Source organism: Aeromonas sp. FDAARGOS 1407 (genome assembly GCF_019048725.1).
Lineage (GTDB): Bacteria > Pseudomonadota > Gammaproteobacteria > Enterobacterales > Aeromonadaceae > Aeromonas > Aeromonas enteropelogenes.
Genome location: NZ_CP077399.1, coordinates 3,501,070 through 3,516,139 on the forward strand (window position 1 = coordinate 3,501,070; position 15,070 = coordinate 3,516,139).

At 59.3% G+C, this 15,070-nt stretch carries 15 protein-coding genes and 5 tRNA genes; 13 read left to right on the plus strand and 7 right to left on the minus strand.

From position 1 onward, the window contains the following. Positions 1-10: 10 nt before the first annotated feature. The 3 genes from purT (at position 11) to I6L37_RS16510 (ending at position 2,421) form a co-directional block, all read left to right on the plus strand. The gene (gene purT, locus I6L37_RS16500) at positions 11-1,189 is read left to right on the plus strand and encodes a formate-dependent phosphoribosylglycinamide formyltransferase (protein WP_216992416.1); all 1,179 of its coding nucleotides are present in this window, start codon (positions 11-13) and stop codon (positions 1,187-1,189) included. Positions 1,190-1,317: 128 nt separating this feature from the next. Continuing rightward, positions 1,318-1,977, plus strand: a complete 660-nt coding sequence (gene hxpB, locus I6L37_RS16505; protein WP_216992417.1) for a hexitol phosphatase HxpB — start codon at positions 1,318-1,320, stop codon at positions 1,975-1,977. A 240-nt stretch (positions 1,978-2,217) separates the two neighbouring features. Next, positions 2,218-2,421 carry a CPXCG motif-containing cysteine-rich protein gene (locus I6L37_RS16510; protein ID WP_026457488.1) on the plus strand — a complete coding sequence of 68 codons (204 nt, stop codon included), beginning with the start codon at positions 2,218-2,220 and terminating at the stop codon, positions 2,419-2,421. 144 nt (positions 2,422-2,565) lie between these two features. Here I6L37_RS16510 and I6L37_RS16515 read toward each other — a convergent pair whose 3' ends face one another. Then, entirely contained in the window at positions 2,566-3,183 is a 618-nt protein-coding gene (locus tag I6L37_RS16515; protein WP_124240205.1) for a riboflavin synthase subunit alpha, read from the minus strand. A 132-nt stretch (positions 3,184-3,315) separates the two neighbouring features. Between I6L37_RS16515 and I6L37_RS16520 the strand changes: the two genes are divergently transcribed. The 7 genes from I6L37_RS16520 to I6L37_RS16550 all read left to right on the plus strand — a co-directional run bounded on the left by I6L37_RS16520 (position 3,316) and on the right by I6L37_RS16550 (position 5,704). Continuing rightward, the gene (locus I6L37_RS16520) at positions 3,316-3,522 is read left to right on the plus strand and encodes a YaeP family protein (RefSeq protein ID WP_026457486.1); all 207 of its coding nucleotides are present in this window, start codon (positions 3,316-3,318) and stop codon (positions 3,520-3,522) included. A gap of 154 nt (positions 3,523-3,676) precedes the next feature. Beyond that, complete coding sequence (locus I6L37_RS16525) at positions 3,677-5,056, plus strand: MATE family efflux transporter (RefSeq protein WP_216992418.1); 1,380 nt, start codon at positions 3,677-3,679, stop codon at positions 5,054-5,056. A 172-nt stretch (positions 5,057-5,228) separates the two neighbouring features. Further along, positions 5,229-5,305: transfer RNA gene (locus I6L37_RS16530), tRNA-Val, on the plus strand. Positions 5,306-5,316: 11 nt separating this feature from the next. Then, positions 5,317-5,393: transfer RNA gene (locus tag I6L37_RS16535), tRNA-Val, on the plus strand. Between the two features lie 17 nt (positions 5,394-5,410). Then, positions 5,411-5,487 (plus strand) — tRNA-Val (locus I6L37_RS16540). A 32-nt stretch (positions 5,488-5,519) separates the two neighbouring features. Then, positions 5,520-5,596, plus strand: a tRNA-Val gene (locus I6L37_RS16545). A gap of 31 nt (positions 5,597-5,627) precedes the next feature. Next, a tRNA-Val gene (locus tag I6L37_RS16550) sits at positions 5,628-5,704 on the plus strand. Positions 5,705-5,833: 129 nt separating this feature from the next. Here the strand turns inward: I6L37_RS16550 and I6L37_RS16555 are convergent. The 5 genes from I6L37_RS16555 to fadR all read right to left on the minus strand — a co-directional run bounded on the left by I6L37_RS16555 (position 5,834) and on the right by fadR (position 10,609). Next, complete coding sequence (locus I6L37_RS16555) at positions 5,834-7,666, minus strand: sigma 54-interacting transcriptional regulator (protein WP_216992419.1); 1,833 nt, start codon at positions 7,664-7,666, stop codon at positions 5,834-5,836. A gap of 179 nt (positions 7,667-7,845) precedes the next feature. After that, the gene (locus I6L37_RS16560; protein WP_216992420.1) at positions 7,846-8,730 is read right to left on the minus strand and encodes an AEC family transporter; all 885 of its coding nucleotides are present in this window, start codon (positions 8,728-8,730) and stop codon (positions 7,846-7,848) included. A 12-nt stretch (positions 8,731-8,742) separates the two neighbouring features. Then, positions 8,743-9,300: a YaeQ family protein gene (locus I6L37_RS16565; protein ID WP_216992421.1), complete on the minus strand. Its 558-nt coding sequence runs from the start codon at positions 9,298-9,300 to the stop codon at positions 8,743-8,745. 179 nt (positions 9,301-9,479) lie between these two features. Further along, a complete protein-coding gene (locus I6L37_RS16570) occupies positions 9,480-9,620 on the minus strand; it encodes a TIGR02808 family protein (protein WP_082037484.1) in 141 nt (46 codons plus the stop codon). Positions 9,621-9,895: 275 nt separating this feature from the next. Next, positions 9,896-10,609: a fatty acid metabolism transcriptional regulator FadR gene (gene fadR / locus I6L37_RS16575; protein ID WP_042026044.1), complete on the minus strand. Its 714-nt coding sequence runs from the start codon at positions 10,607-10,609 to the stop codon at positions 9,896-9,898. A gap of 332 nt (positions 10,610-10,941) precedes the next feature. On the opposite strand from fadR, the gene nhaB reads away from it, so the two are divergent. The 3 genes from nhaB to dsbB all read left to right on the plus strand — a co-directional run bounded on the left by nhaB (position 10,942) and on the right by dsbB (position 14,183). Beyond that, a complete protein-coding gene (nhaB, locus tag I6L37_RS16580; RefSeq protein WP_124238498.1) occupies positions 10,942-12,522 on the plus strand; it encodes a sodium/proton antiporter NhaB in 1,581 nt (526 codons plus the stop codon). Between the two features lie 113 nt (positions 12,523-12,635). Further along, a complete protein-coding gene (locus tag I6L37_RS16585; protein ID WP_216992422.1) occupies positions 12,636-13,598 on the plus strand; it encodes an IS1595 family transposase in 963 nt (320 codons plus the stop codon). Positions 13,599-13,661: 63 nt separating this feature from the next. Beyond that, entirely contained in the window at positions 13,662-14,183 is a 522-nt protein-coding gene (gene dsbB / locus I6L37_RS16590) for a disulfide bond formation protein DsbB (protein WP_124238497.1), read from the plus strand. Positions 14,184-14,287: 104 nt separating this feature from the next. Here dsbB and I6L37_RS16595 read toward each other — a convergent pair whose 3' ends face one another. After that, complete coding sequence (locus tag I6L37_RS16595) at positions 14,288-14,938, minus strand: DedA family protein (RefSeq protein ID WP_216992423.1); 651 nt, start codon at positions 14,936-14,938, stop codon at positions 14,288-14,290. Positions 14,939-15,070 lie beyond the last annotated feature (132 nt).

Consider the following 15,070-nt stretch of genomic DNA (forward strand, 5'->3'; position numbering starts at 1 on the left):
GAGAGATCGTATGTTTGGAACCGCAACCCGCTCCGGCGCCACCCGTGCCCTGCTGCTGGGCTCCGGCGAACTGGGCAAGGAAGTCGCCATCGAGTTGCAGCGGTTCGGGATCGAAGTGATCGCCGCCGACCGCTATGCCAATGCCCCCGCCATGCAGGTGGCCCACCATGCCCGCGTGCTGGACATGCTGGATGGCGCCGCCCTGCGCGACCTGGTCGCCGAGGTAAAGCCCGACCTCATCATCCCCGAGATCGAGGCCATCGCCACCGATACCCTGGCTTTGCTGGAGCAGGAAGGAGTCAAGGTGGTACCGAATGCCCGCGCCACCCAGCTCACCATGAACCGGGAGGGGATCCGCCGGCTCGCCGCCGAAGAGTTGGGTCTGCCCACCTCTCCCTACCGCTTTGCCCAGAGCCGGGAAGAGTTTGACGCCGCGGTGCACGCCATCGGTCTGCCCTGCGTGGTCAAGCCCGTGATGAGCTCGTCTGGCAAGGGCCAGAGCGTGCTGCGCGATCTCGCCAGGCTGGAGGAGAGCTGGACCTATGCCCAGGAGGGGGGCCGCGCCGGGCGAGGCAAGGTGATCGTCGAAGGTTTCGTGCCCTTCGAGTACGAGATCACCCTGCTCACGGTACGCGCCGTGGACGGGATTCACTTCTGCGATCCCATCGGTCACCGTCAGGAGGATGGCGACTACCGTGAATCCTGGCAGCCCCAGCAGATGAGCGAACTGGCGCTGGCCAGATCCAAAGAGGTAGCGGCCAAGGTGGTCGAGGCCCTCGGCGGTTATGGCCTGTTCGGGGTCGAGCTCTTCATCAGGGGCGACGAGGTGTGGTTCAGCGAAGTCTCCCCCCGCCCCCACGACACCGGCATGGTGACCCTGATCTCCCAGGATCTCTCCGAGTTCGCCCTGCACGTGCGCGCCATCCTGGGGCTGCCCATCGGTACCATCACCCAGTACGGACCGAGCGCCTCCGCCGTGGTGCTGCGCGAAGGCCATAGCCAGGATATCCGTTATCAGGGGATCGGCGAGGCGCTGGCTCTGGTGCCGGGTGCCCAGCTGCGCCTCTTCGGCAAACCGGAGATCGCCGGTCGCCGTCGCCTCGGGGTGGCACTGGCGCGTGCCAAACAGTGCAGCGAGGCGGTAGAACAAGCCAAAGCAGTCGCGGCCGGAGTTGAGGTGCTGTTCTAAGCCCACTTTTTTGGCACACGAAATCAAACGTTTGCCAGCATGATCCAGCGCAAGGGGCATGACGATGCCCCTTTTTCATTTGCGAGTCCGCCTTATAATCCCCCCTTCACCTTTGTCTGGAGTACAAGATGTTAGCTGCCGTGATCTTCGATATGGATGGTGTTCTGATCGACTCGGAACCCTTTTGGCAACGGGCCCAGATGGCCGTCTTCTCCGAGCTGGGTCATCCCCACTCGGTCGAGGATTGCGAATCGACCATAGGCGTGCGCATCGATCAGCTGGTAGCCCACTGGTATCGGCTGCGCCCCTGGAGCGGCCCCAGCCAGGAAGAGGTGGTGCAGCGCATCCTGGACAGGGTCAACGCCCTGATCCTGAGCGAAGGCCAGGCCAAGGCCGGCGTGCTGGAAGCGCTCGATCTTATCGAGGCGCAAGGACTTAAAGTGGGTCTTGCCACCTCCTCGCCCTTTGCCATGGTGGAGGCGGTGCTCGGCAAGCTCGGTATCCGCGATCGCTTCCTGGCGGTTCACTCCGCCGAGGTGGAGCGTTTTGGCAAGCCGCACCCGGATGTCTATATCCACGCCGCCGAGAAATTGGGGGTGGAGCCGGTGCACTGTCTCGCCATCGAAGACAGCTTCACCGGTCTGCTGGCGGCCAAGGCGGCCTCCATGAAGGCGCTGATCGTGCCGGATCCGGCTTTAGTGGGCGATCCGCGTCTGGCCATTGCCGATCATCAGTTGCGCTCTCTCACCGAGCTGGATGCCGACATGCTGGCCCGCTGGGTCAAATAAGTCACAAAGAGGTGCTGGCCAGCTGAGTGGCATACGCTCGCAAGCGCGTTTTCCCGCCCCTTCGCTTCCAAAGAAGGGGCCTTAACTGACCAGACTTCCCCTCTCTTTCGCCTCTGCTGAGCAGACCCCTCACCTGTGTTTGATCCCTGTCATAAACGTGCGCTTGCTCGCGGTCAACGCCCTCCCGGAGGGCTAGAATCAACTCAAGAAGAGGCGGCCCACGGGCCTGAGGAGGTCATCATGATCGAGTACACCAGCAAGCGCATCGTCTGCCCCCACTGTGGTCATCACACCCGGGTCGAGCTGGATGCCAGCCAGGGGGATCAGGAGTTCTATGAAGATTGCATGGCCTGCTGCAACCCCATCCATCTTCGGCTGCACCGGGATGAGGCGCGCAACTGCCTGCAACTGTTTGTGGATGCCGACGACGAACAGCTGTTCTGATTGGCTGTGACGCCAAGGACGCTGCCGTTGTATCAACCGACGGCGCGGCGCAGGCCCTGTCCGCCAAGATTTGTCAGAAATGAATACCAACAAGAAGGGCCTGCATCATGCAGGCCCTTCTTCATTGCAGTGGCAACACGCTCTTCACTGGCCTTCGCGGGCCGCCAGCACCCGCTCCACCGTATCGACGATGGCCTGGGTCTGGGGATCGATCTCGATATTGGTGCGCCAGCCCGCCTTGACCCAGCCGAGGTTGGTGCGAGCCAGGGTCTCGGGGATGAGGTGGACGCAGAACTCGTTGCCCCTCACCTCGCCCACGGTCAGACTGATGCCATCGATGCCGATATAGCCCTTGGTCAACACATATTTCATGAGCGCGGGATCAAGGCGATACCACACCTGGCGGTTGTTGGGGGTGTCGATCACCGAGGTGACCTCCGCCATGCCCATGATGTGACCGGACATGGCGTGACCGCCGATCTCGTCGCCGAAGCGGGCAGCCCGCTCCACGTTGACCTTGTCCCCTACCTGCAAGGCACCAAGATTGGTCAGGCGCAGGGTCTCCTGCATCAGATCGAAGCTGACCAGTTCCCCCTCCACCCGGGTCACGGTGAGGCAGCAGCCGTTGTGGGCTACGGATGCTCCCAGCACCAGCCCTTCCCCCCAGTCCGGGTCCGGCATGCGGATCACATGGGTGCGAAAGTTGGACTGGGCGTCGATGGCCACCAGTTCGGCGGTCCCCTGCACTATGCCGGTGAACATGTCTCGTCTCCTGCTACAACAAAAATGGCAGGGTAACCTCGCGCTGGTCGCCAGACAAGCGCAACCGCTGACAAGACGGCCCGGGCTCGCTATAGTGGCGGCCATGCATCCCAGGCTCAACAAGGAAAATTTATGCAGGTATATCAATGCTGTGAGGCTATCCGCATCGCCTACAACCAGATAGGTTCCGGCGAACAGGGTTATGTGCCCAAGGCCATCGCCGCCGCCATCCGGGCCCTCGACGCCGTCGCCTCCGATGAGCGGGTGCCCGCCGAGCTGCGCGAGCAAGCGGCCTATGCCGCCGCCAATCTGTTGATCAGCGATCACGAAGACGCCTGATCTGCCCGTCAAGCCGGAGCGCCAAACGTTTCTCCGACGCCCGATTTCAGGCTAGAATGACCCTCTTTCCCTCTGCATGCCGCGTCCTGGTATGCAGAGGCCCTTTCCGATACCCGTTCTTTCCCTTTTATTTCTGATCCACTCGGAGGTGTCAGTGCAACGTTATTGGTCCGAGGCGAAGCAACTCGTTCGTCTAGCCAGCCCCATTCTGGTCGCCCAAGTGGCCCAGATCGCCATGAACTTTGTCGATACCGTCATGGCGGGACAGGTCAGCGCCGTGGATCTCGCGGCCGTCTCGGTTGCCTCCAGCTTCTGGTTGCCGATCATCCTGCTGGTACAGGGGATCATCATGGCGCTCACTCCCATCGTCTCCCAGCTCAACGGGGCCCGCAAACGGGACGAGGTGCGCCCGGCCGTGCATCAGGGCTTCTGGTTGGCCCTGATGGTGACCCCGGTCGCCATGGTGGCGCTCTACTTCAGCCCGCTGGCGCTGCAGTTCATGGACGTGGATCCCGTGATGGCGGCCAAGACCACAGGTTACCTTCACGCCATCCTCTGGGGTCTGCCCGCCTTCGTGATGTTCCAGGTGCTGCGCAACTTCAGCGAGGGGCTCTCCCACACCATGCCGACCATGGTGATCGGCTTCGTCGGGCTGGCAGTCAATATTCCCGCCAACTACGTCTTCATTTACGGCCATCTGGGCATGCCGGCCCTCGGCGGCGTCGGCTGCGGCGTCGCCACCGCCATCGTGCTGTGGGCCATGCTGCTGGCGATGATCCTCTATGTGAAGCTCTCCCGTCACTTCGCCGAAATCCGCCTCTTCTCCCAGTTGTGCGCCCCCAATGGCAGTCGGCTCTGGCGCCTGTTCCGGCTCGGGTTCCCCATCGCCATGGCCATCTTCTGCGAAGTGACCCTGTTCACCGTGGTGGCCCTGATGCTGGCACCCTTCGGGGCCGAGATAGTGGCAAGTCACCAGATCGCCCTGAATTTCTCCAGCCTGGTCTTCATGCTGCCGTTGTCGATTGGCGTGGGTGTCACCATCCGGGTCGGTCACAGCATAGGAGAAGGCCTGCCGGAACACGCCCGGGTCGCCGCCCGCACCGGTCTGATGCTGGGCATGAGCGTGGCCGCCGCCACCGCCGCCCTCACAGTGCTGCTGCGCGAACCCATTGCCGGCATCTACACAGAGGATCTGCAGGTGATCACCCTGGCGGCCACCCTGCTGTTCTTCGCCGCCATCTATCAGGTATCCGATTCGGTGCAGGTGGTGGCCGCCGCGGCGCTGCGCGGTTACAAGGACACCAAGGCCATCTTCTACGTCACCATCGTCGCCTACTGGGGACTTGGGCTGCCCACCGGCATGATCCTGGGGCTGACCGACTGGGTGGTGCCCAAGATGGGGCCGCAAGGTTTCTGGATTGGCTTTATTGTCGGCCTTACCAGCGCAGCCCTGATGCTGGGAACCAGGCTGCGTTACATCTACGGGCGCTTTGCCACTCCGGAGGCCTGCACCAGCCTGTCCCGGGCCCAATAAGGGCGGGAGACGACGAAACTCGCCTGCAAAATCAACAGGCTGCGCAAGAACTGGGCAAACAGTCTCCTTTGTGAGTGCGGCCTGTTGACAGCCTTGGGGGGCATGGGTAGTATGCCGACCACGCCAGCAGTGCTGGCGTGGTGAAACGGGTTCCTGACCCGGTTCGCAAAGTGGGTTTATAGCTCAGTTGGTTAGAGCACTACCTTGACATGGTAGGGGTCGTTGGTTCGAATCCAATTAAACCCACCACTTTTCATGATGCGTCCTTAGCTCAGCTGGTTAGAGCACCACCTTGACATGGTGGGGGTCGGTGGTTCGAATCCACTAGGACGCACCATCATGAAACACTGTTATGCGTCCTTAGCTCAGCTGGTTAGAGCATCACCTTGACATGGTGGGGGTCGGTGGTTCGAATCCACTAGGACGCACCATAACAGTTTGAAAAATTTGCAGACTAAGATGTGGGTTTATAGCTCAGTTGGTTAGAGCACTACCTTGACATGGTAGGGGTCGTTGGTTCGAATCCAATTAAACCCACCACTCCCCTGCAAAAAGTCGCCTTGCGCACCCTGCGTCCTTAGCTCAGCTGGTTAGAGCACCACCTTGACATGGTGGGGGTCGGTGGTTCGAATCCACTAGGACGCACCAGATTAGAAAAGCCCGCTCATCGAGCGGGCTTTTTGCATTCCCTGCCCTTCCATTGCGTCATTCGTGTACCCAAGAAAAAGCCCGCGCCATCCATATCATGACGCGGGCCCGTTGCACCATGCCTGACCATCAGGCCTGCACGGTGATCTCGTACTTCTTTATCTTGCGATACAGGGTGGCAATCCCTATCCCCAGGGCCTGGGCGGCCAGCTTCTTGTTGCCAAGACGCATCAGGGTTTCCTCGATCATCTGTTTTTCCATGTTCTCAAGGCCATTCTCCGCAGGCTGCGGGGCAGCCACTGATGCCGCATCCACGCTCGCCGGCATCAGCAGACTGGCGGACGGGCTCACCACGGTGACGGGGATCCGCCCCTCTTCGGCCGGGAGCGACCCCAGCTGGTTACGGATGATGTTGGGGGGCAACAGGGTGGCATCGATCACCTCCCCCGGCTGAGTGACGTTGACCAGATACTCCATCAGGTTACTCAATTCACGCACGTTGCCCGGCCAGCGATAGCCCTTGAGCAGGGCCATCACCTCGGGTGTCAACCCCGGGTAGACGATACCGATCCGGCTGGTGTGCAGGTTGAGGAAATAGTGGGTCAGCAGCTCTACATCTCCTTCCCGCTCCCGCAGTGGCGGCAGATTGAGCGGGATCACGTTGATCCGGTAGTAGAGATCCTCGCGAAATTTGCCTTCAGCGATGTATTGATCGAGATGCTGGTGGGTGGCGGCGATGATGCGGATATCCACCGGCACCGGGCGACTGGCCCCGATGGGGGTCACCTCCCGCAGCTCCAGCACCCGCAGCAACTTGGCCTGCATGGTGAGGGGCATGTCCCCTATCTCGTCGAGAAACAGGGTACCCTGATGTGCGGCCTGGATCAGCCCCTGCTTGCCTCCGCTGGCGGCACCGGTAAAGGACCCCTTCACATAGCCAAACAATTCACTTTCCAGCAGCTGTTCGGGGATGGCGGCACAGTTGATGGCGATAAAGGGCTTGCCATTGCGTGGACTGAGCCGATGCACGGCACGCGCCACCACCTCCTTGCCGGTCCCGCTTTCCCCGCAGATCAACACACTGGAGGGGCTTTGAGCGATCCGGTGCAGCAGCCGCTTGAGGGTGCGCATCGGCTTGCTCTCGCCGATCAGCTGCTCAATGCAGTGATCGGCGTCCGGCTCGCGCACCTGGCCGGAGTGGGACTGGTGAAACGCCATCAGGAACAGCTGCTGCCCCTGCACATGGTGCAACTGGCCGATGATCAGCTCCTGGCGATCCTCAAGGGTGATAATGTGCTGCAGATGGCCGTTTCGCCCGTGCTGGGCGAAGGTGAGCGGCCGGATGCCAAGCTCGCGCCCCAGCAACTGTTCCTGCTTGCAGCCCAGCTGCTTGAGCGCTACCTCGTTGGCATAGCGCACCTGACTCTTGTCATCGAGCAGCAGGCAGCCCTGATCCATGTTGGCCATCAGATCGAGAAACACCTTGTTGACCCCGTCTGACAGGCCGCGGGAGTCGAACAGCTTGGCCACGAAGATGGCGGAGATGTGGCGCACGTAGTCGCACACATCCTGCAGATTGTTGCTGAGCCGCTCCTGCTGTTCGGGGTTGAAGGCCACCAGGCTGATCACCCCGATGCAGCGCTCCTCCACCATGATGGGGATGCCAAGGAAAGCCCGCTCCCGGCAACTCTCCTTGCAGCTGCAGCCATCACACACGGGGTCGTCACTGGTATGGGTGACGATCTTTTCCCGCTGGTTTTCAATCACGTAGCGCAGCAGCCTGGAGTCGCCCTCCAGCTGGCGACCGAAGAATTTGCCATAGGGGCCGGTTCCGGCCACCCGTACCAGATTGTCGTCGACAATCTCGACTTCCAGTTGCAGCAAGCTGGCCAGCATCTTGGCAAAGCGCAAGATGGTGGGCTGGATCTGCATCAGCAGACAGGGGGTATTCACGACGCGCATCCATTGCTCCCTTTTTAATTACCTCCCCCTAAAGGGAGTCATGCTGGCCAGATACTAAGGGATTTCAACGGACACAACTTGGGAGGGGATCACGAAAAGTAAAATGGAGGGGCCGAACTTGCGCCTAAAAAACAGCCACAAAATCGACAAAATGGTAAATTATCAGAATTGTATTCTGCTTATGATGGCAAGTGCAGCGCCAGCCAGACCGAAAGCGGGATCACCAGCAAGGAGTGCAGATTGCCCCCCAGCACTATGCTGGCCACTTTCTCCGGCTGGCAGCGGTACTGCTCGCACAGCATGTAATTGAGTACCGCTGGGGGCAGAGAAACCGACAGCATCAGCAGCGGGATCCATTCAGCTTTGAGGGGCAACAGCCAGATGGCGAGCAAGAGCGACAGACCACCGGCCAGCAGATAGAGCAGGTTGCAGCGCAGGGCCAGCCCCAGGTGATCCAGCTCCCCCTCCATCAGGCGGATCCCGAGGGCAAACAACATCAGCGGCACCGAGATCTGGCCGAGCATCGACACCGTCGTCACCAGATATTCAGGCAGCGGGATCTGCAGGTTGGCCACCAGCAAGCCAGCCAGGGCCGCCCAGAGCACGGGGCTGCGCAGCCAGAGCCAGCGGGAGGTATTGGCCGACAGGATAAACATGCCGACCGAGAAGTGAAGCAGGTTGGAGAGCACAAAGAGGATGACGATGGCCCCCAACTGCTGTTCACCAAAGGCCAGCACCATCAGGGGGATGCCCAAATTCCCGGTGTTGCGAAACATGGCGGGCAAAATGAGGGCCGCCCGCTCGACGCCGTCCAGCCTGAGCAGAGCGAGCAAGAGCCCGGGCAGCAGGATCACCAGGGCCCCTGCCCCGATCAGCGGCAGATTATCCCCCAGCGCCAGTGGGTACTTGACCAGTGCCGAGAAGACCAGCGCCGGAGTAAACAGCTCTATGTTGGCCAGGTTGACATAGCCAAGCGCCCCGCCCGGTCGCAGCCTGCCATAGAGGGCGCCGAGCCCGATCACACCGAACACGGGAATGACGATATTAAGCAGGGCGCTGAACACGGGCGGATGCCGTTACAGTTCGCGGGCCGGCTTGCCCATCAGCAGCAGCGGATCCAGGGTCACTTCCTGGGCGCCATTGCTGATCCAGAGCTGGCCGTCGGAGATGGTACAGGTGAGCTGCATGGTACGCTCCACCATGGCGGTGAGCGCCAGGGTCTGGCTCTCCGCAAGTTCGATGATGCTCAGATTGTCATGCAGGCTCAGCTTGCCTTGGTTTTGCTTCCACCAGACGCTGGTGCCACGCCCGCCGTAGAGATAGAGCACGACCTGGCGCGACCGGTTGCAGGCCTTCTTGAGGCGCTTCTCGTCGGGCTGTCCCAGTTCAATCCAGAGCTCAATCTCGTCCGAGTAGTTCTTTTCCCAAAGTTCGGGTTCATCGTCGGCGCTGAGACCCTTGGTAAATTCCAGTCGCTCTGCGGCATGCCAGGCAAACGCCGCCAGCCGGATCATCATCCGCTCGTCCGTTTCGGAAGGGTGGCGCGCCAGGGTGAGGGAGAAGTCCTGATACAGATTGCGATCCATGTCAGACAAGCTGATCTGGGCCTTGAATACGGTTGCCTTGAGAGCCATAAAAAACCTTGAAAACCTGGGTAAGAGACACGTGAATGGAGATACGGGCGCCAGTGTAATCAAATTGGCGACGGGGTTCGACCACAGAAATCAAAGAATTGGCCACACCAGCTTCGAAAGGCGCTGAAAAAACAAATGCCAGTCCGAAGACTGGCATTTGGCGGCATTGCAGAAGCGACTCACTTCTCGGCGGACTCGACCCCGAAGGCGTTGAGCAGCACACAGCAGGTGACTGCCACGGCTACAAACCCACTCAGGAAGATAAAGGGCATGACCCCATATCCCAATACGGTCCAGATAGTGTGTTCAAGCAGACTCATAATGTGGTCCTTTCGTCCTGTGAAATGCGTGTTCCTTTTTCGGCGGATAGTATCTCCGCTCTTGATAAGTCTATTTGACCCTAACCCGTTGCTGAGTCCTATGCCACCAAAGTAATAAATGCGGGGTATATTTGCGCTAGATCAATTTTTAGTGTGTATTTCCTTCCAACTCAAGGAATTAGTTGTCATTGACAACCCTGACAAGAAGACGGAAACCGGAAACGGGCATAAAAAAACGCGCCAAAGGCGCGTTCTTGAGAGGCTGACGAGGTGACTCAGTTGTCACACAGGTCGATCGGCATGTCCTGACGCAGGCGCGTCCAGAGCTTGCCGGATTCGATGCCGTACTGGCGAACCGTCATGAAGACTGCTTCGTGATCGTGGGTCTCGGCCAGGTTCAACAAGGTCTTGTAATAGGTGTCTGCAGTTTCGCGCGCCTGCTTGTCGGAGAAGTAGTAACGCCCTACCCGGCTATACAGCCCCTTGAATCCGTTGAGGATCAGGGCATAGATGGGATTGCCGGAGGCAAACGACAGCTGGTGATGGAGGCGATAGTCGAACTCGGCATAGGCCTCGGCCGTGTTTTCCACTTCGGCGGCGCCGCGCAGGATCTCGGCGGCTTGCTCCGGATTGTTACGGATGGCACCACGAATGAAGATGGTGCAGATGTTGGTGCGTGCCGACAGCAACTGGGCGACCAGATCCGGCACCTTGTCCTGATCCAGACGGGCCAGAGTCTCCAGAATATTGAGACCGGAGGTTTCCCAGAAGTTGTTTACCTTGGTCGGTTTGCCATGCTGTATGGTCAACCAGCCGTCACGGGCCAGACGCTGCAACACTTCCCGCAGGGTTGTGCGTGTCACCCCGATCAGCTCGGACAATTCACGCTCTGCAGGCAGAATGGATCCGGGAGGAAAGCGATTGTTCCAGATGGACTCGATGATGTATTCCTCGGCAAACCCTGCAGGGCTCTGCGCTTTTATGACCATGAAATGACTCTGTTGTAATACGTAAAAAGGCCCACGAATCATATCAAAGCAAGGAAGGCTGGCAAGCAGAAGGTCAGTCCTCTGCTCACATATGGCAAAGAAAATGTTATTAATTTGTGTTAAAAATCGATAGCGGTGCCAGTCAGCGCTGGTTATGTGGTGATAAAACCATCACTCCCAAGATCTTGGCCCAACCTTTGTATATAATCGTTCCGCTTTTTGATTAAAATCACGTGTAATTATATAGATACGGGCCAACATCCGGACGTACAGGTCAAGTACCCTTGACTGCATAGACGCAGATCCTAACAACAACGCTGAGACCCATCATCATGCCAATAAGCCTAGGGCAGGCATTTGCCAAGAACTTCTTGGGCAATGCGCCACAGTGGTATAAACAAGCCATCCTGCTGTTTCTGATCATCAACCCCATCGCCTTCCATTTCGACCCCTTCATTGCAGGCTGGTTGCTGGTTGTCGAGTTCATCTTCACCCTGGCCATGGCCCTCAAGTGTTATCCCCTGCAACCGGGCGGTCTGCTTGCCATCGAGGCCGTGCTGATCGGCATGACATCAGCCGACCAGGTCAAGCATGAGCTGGTCGCCAACATAGAAGTGCTGCTGCTGCTGGTATTCATGGTGGCGGGCATCTACTTCATGAAACAGCTGCTGCTCTACGTGTTTACCAAGCTGCTGATCGGAGTGCGCTCCAAGATACTGCTCTCCCTCTCCTTCTGCCTGGTATCTGCCTTCCTCTCCGCTTTCCTCGACGCCCTGACGGTCATTGCCGTGGTGATCAGCGTGGCCACCGGTTTCTACGCCATCTACCACAAGGTCTCCTCCGGCAAGGAGTTTGGTCATCATCACGACCATACCGATGATCAGGAAGTGGCGGAACTCAACCGCCAGGATCTCGACGATTTTCGCGCCTTCCTGCGCAGCCTGATGATGCATGCCGCCGTCGGTACGGCACTGGGGGGCGTCTGCACCCTGGTGGGTGAGCCGCAGAACCTCATCATCGGCGAACAGGCCGGCTGGCATTTCGGCGAATTTGCCATCCGCATGGCGCCGGTATCGCTGCCGGTCTTCATCTGTGGTCTGCTCACCTGCGTGCTGGTCGAGCACTTCCGCCTGTTTGGCTACGGCACCCGCCTGCCCGTCAACGTGCGCAAGATCATGGAGGAGTACAACCGTTATGAAGAGGCAAAACGCAGCCAACAGGACAGAGCCAAGCTCATAGCCCAGACGGTGATCGCCGTCTGGCTAATCGTCGGTCTGGCGCTCCATCTGGCGGCCGTGGGCCTCATCGGTCTCACCGTCATCGTGCTGGCCACCTCCCTGACTGGCATCACCGAAGAGCATGCCCTCGGCAAGGCGTTTGAAGAGGCGCTCCCCTTTACCGCCCTGCTTGCCGTCTTCTTCAGCATAGTGGCCGTGATCATCGATCAGGAGCTGTTCAAGCCGGTGATCCAGTGGGTGCTCTCGGCAGATCCGGATCACCAACTGGCGCTCTTCTATATGGCCAACGGCCTGCTCTCCATGGTCAGTGACAACGTCTTCGTCGGCACCGTCTACATCAACGAAGTGAAAACGGCCCTGCTCAATGGAGCCATCAGCCGCGAACAGTTCGATCTGCTGGCGGTGGCTATCAACACGGGCACCAACCTGCCATCTGTGGCCACCCCGAACGGTCAGGCTGCTTTCCTGTTCATGCTGACCTCGGCGCTGGCCCCCCTGCTTCGCCTCTCCTATGGCCGCATGGTGTGGATGGCATTGCCCTACACCCTGGTGCTGGGTCTGGTCGGTTTCGCCGCAGTGGAAACCGTGTTGGCGCCCCTGACCGAATGGTTTTACCAGCAGGGCTGGCTGATTGTTCCGCAGGGGGCTGCCGTAGTCGCCCCGGCGCTACACTGATCCTGTCGTACTCCAATAACAAGGGCCCGCCAGGGCCCTTTTCTTTGGCGCTGTCCCAATTACGTGTTGAAAGGCTAATCTTGAAGTAGGCCATCACCTTGAGGTCTACCATCATGGATACCCCCGCCTTTCAACACTTGTTGTCTCTGTTTCCTCAGCTGACCCTGCGCCAACGCCGTGTTGCCCGGCAGGAGCTCATGTCTCCACACCCCATTACCTCGCTCAATACCCAGTTACCAGCATGCAGCGGTTGCCCTCATTGTCAGGCCGAAACCGCTCAGCTGGCACCCTGGGGCTGGAGTCGGGGACTGCGCCGCTACCGTTGCAAACTGTGCCTGCGCACCAGCTCCGTGCTCACCAAAACTCCCCTGGCCAGGTTGCGCAAAGCCCAGTGCTGGGAAGACTACGCGCAAGCCCTCATCGAAGGACTGACCGTTCGCCAGGCAGCAATGCGTTGCGGGGTCAGCAAAAACACCGCCTTCCTCTGGCGCCATCGCTTCTTGCGGGCGATGGCAGGCCATCAAGCCACACGGGAAGAGGGCATCGTTGAGGTCGATGAGACCTTCTTCCTCGAGTCGTTCAAGGGGCAACGGGGACTGCCGCGTCCGCCACGGCATCGTGGTGGTAAAGGACGAACCCGTGGCACCGGGTCGGATTACATCCCGGTGATGGTGGTGCAAGACCGGGCAGGCCATCATGCGGATTTTCAGATGGAGCAGATGAATGCCGAGACGGTGATAGCGCTCTTGAAGCCGCTGGTGTCAGCGGAGGCGGTGCTGTGTAGCGATGGTGCGGGAGTGTATGCCAGTTTCAGCCAGGCACAGGGAGTGACACATCAGGTGGTGCACAATCGTCAGGGCGAGCGAGTGGTCGGTGCGTATCACATCCAGCACGTGAACGGGTATCACCATCGGTTGAAAGCGTGGATGGAGCGATTTCATGGTGTGGCGACCCACTACCTGAAGAACTATCTGGGTTGGCGCAGGATGCTGGAGCGTTACGGAAGGAGTGTGAATATCAAAGCGTGTTTGCATGAGGCGCTGGGGCGCCCCATGCAACACGTAATTGGGACATAGCCTTTTCTTTTGTCCCCTGCTCTGCTCTAATTCAGCCACTGTTTCTTCTGTGAGATCAATGAGATGATCGCGTTTCTCCGCCGCTTGGCCAGCAACCGCCTGGCCTGGGGACTGCTGGCGACCTCCGCCCTGTTCCTCGAACTGTGTGCGCTTTTCTTCCAGCACATACTTGGACTGCATCCCTGCGTGATGTGTGTCTACGAAAGGCTTGCGACACTGGGTGTCCTTTGCGCCGGTCTGCTCGGCATGATTGCCCCCGAGAAGTGGTACCTGCGCTGGAGCGCCATGCTGCTATGGGGTTACAGCGCCTTTCGCGGTCTCCAGCTGGCGCTGCAACATGTCGACTATCAGGTCAACCCCTCCCCGTTCAACGTCTGCAGCCCTTATGCCGACTTCCCGAGCTGGGCGCCGCTCGATCAATGGATCCCCTGGCTCTTCTTCCCGGATGGGGATTGCAGCGAGATCACCTGGCAGTTCCTCAGCTTCTCCATGCCCCAGTGGCTGGTGGCCATCTTCGCCGCCTACCTGCTGGTGTTTACCGTAGTGGCCATCGGCAATCTGGTGAAGGGTCGCTGCTGTAGTTGAGGCATCCGGCCTGCGCGCTAGCACAAGTACCACAGAAGTAGGGGAGCCTTTATGGCTCCCCTACTTTATTTGTCTTGCTTGCCCAGGCACTGTGATTATGCAACTCAGCTCGCCTGCGCCGGGCTCATTTTCGCGCGGATCACCCCGACCACCATGGGTAACAGGGAGATGCCTATGATGCCGAAGATCAGCAGAGTAAAGTTGTGGCGCACCAGCGGCAGGTTGCCAAAGAGGTGGCCCGCATAGACAAACGACAACACCCACAGCAGTCCGCCCACCAGATTGAATGCCAGGAAGCGCGGATAGGTCATGGCCCCCATGCCTGCCACGAAGGGTGCAAAGGTACGCACAATCGGCAAGAAACGGGTGATGATAATGGTCTTGCCGCCATGTTTGGCATAGAAGCCTCGGGTCTTCTCCAGATAGTCCCGCCTGAAGATTCTTGAATCCGGCTTGCGAAACAGCTGCTCGCCGAAGAAGTGACCAATGGTGTAGTTGACCACATTGCCGAGCACGGCGGCGAGAGTCAGCACACCGGCCAGGGTGTGCACATCCAGCACGCTGTCGACGGTGAGAGCACCGGCGGCAAACAGCAGGGAATCCCCCGGCAGGAAAGGGGTGACCACCAGTCCGGTCTCGCAGAAGATGATCAGGAACAGGATGGCATATACCCAGATGCCATAGTTTTCAAACAGCTCTTTCAGGTGAACGTCGACGTGCAGGATAAAGTCGATAGCAAACAGGATCAGATCCATTTTTTGATACTCATGAGGTGAACGGCGTGGAGTCTACGCCAACCCATGCAGGGTCACAATCACGAGACAGGTCTCATTCTTCCCCTTCCACAAAAAAGCCAGACAAAACCGTTTTCGGCTCCCAAGCCGCGT

Excerpts from the sequence above, each read along its gene's own strand:
- purT (WP_216992416.1), top strand. The coding sequence starts at position 11 with ATGTTTGGAACCGCAACCCGCTCCGGCGCCACCCGTGCCCTGCTGCTG.
- hxpB (WP_216992417.1), top strand. The coding sequence starts at position 1,318 with ATGTTAGCTGCCGTGATCTTCGATATGGATGGTGTTCTGATCGACTCG.
- I6L37_RS16510 (WP_026457488.1), top strand. The coding sequence starts at position 2,218 with ATGATCGAGTACACCAGCAAGCGCATCGTCTGCCCCCACTGTGGTCAT.
- I6L37_RS16515 (WP_124240205.1), bottom strand. The coding sequence starts at position 3,183 with ATGTTCACCGGCATAGTGCAGGGGACCGCCGAACTGGTGGCCATCGAC.
- I6L37_RS16520 (WP_026457486.1), top strand. The coding sequence starts at position 3,316 with ATGCAGGTATATCAATGCTGTGAGGCTATCCGCATCGCCTACAACCAG.
- I6L37_RS16555 (WP_216992419.1), bottom strand. The coding sequence starts at position 7,666 with ATGCGCGTCGTGAATACCCCCTGTCTGCTGATGCAGATCCAGCCCACC.
- I6L37_RS16565 (WP_216992421.1), bottom strand. The coding sequence starts at position 9,300 with ATGGCTCTCAAGGCAACCGTATTCAAGGCCCAGATCAGCTTGTCTGAC.
- I6L37_RS16570 (WP_082037484.1), bottom strand. The coding sequence starts at position 9,620 with ATGAGTCTGCTTGAACACACTATCTGGACCGTATTGGGATATGGGGTC.
- fadR (WP_042026044.1), bottom strand. The coding sequence starts at position 10,609 with ATGGTCATAAAAGCGCAGAGCCCTGCAGGGTTTGCCGAGGAATACATC.
- nhaB (WP_124238498.1), top strand. The coding sequence starts at position 10,942 with ATGCCAATAAGCCTAGGGCAGGCATTTGCCAAGAACTTCTTGGGCAAT.
- I6L37_RS16585 (WP_216992422.1), top strand. The coding sequence starts at position 12,636 with ATGGATACCCCCGCCTTTCAACACTTGTTGTCTCTGTTTCCTCAGCTG.
- dsbB (WP_124238497.1), top strand. The coding sequence starts at position 13,662 with ATGATCGCGTTTCTCCGCCGCTTGGCCAGCAACCGCCTGGCCTGGGGA.
- I6L37_RS16595 (WP_216992423.1), bottom strand. The coding sequence starts at position 14,938 with ATGGATCTGATCCTGTTTGCTATCGACTTTATCCTGCACGTCGACGTT.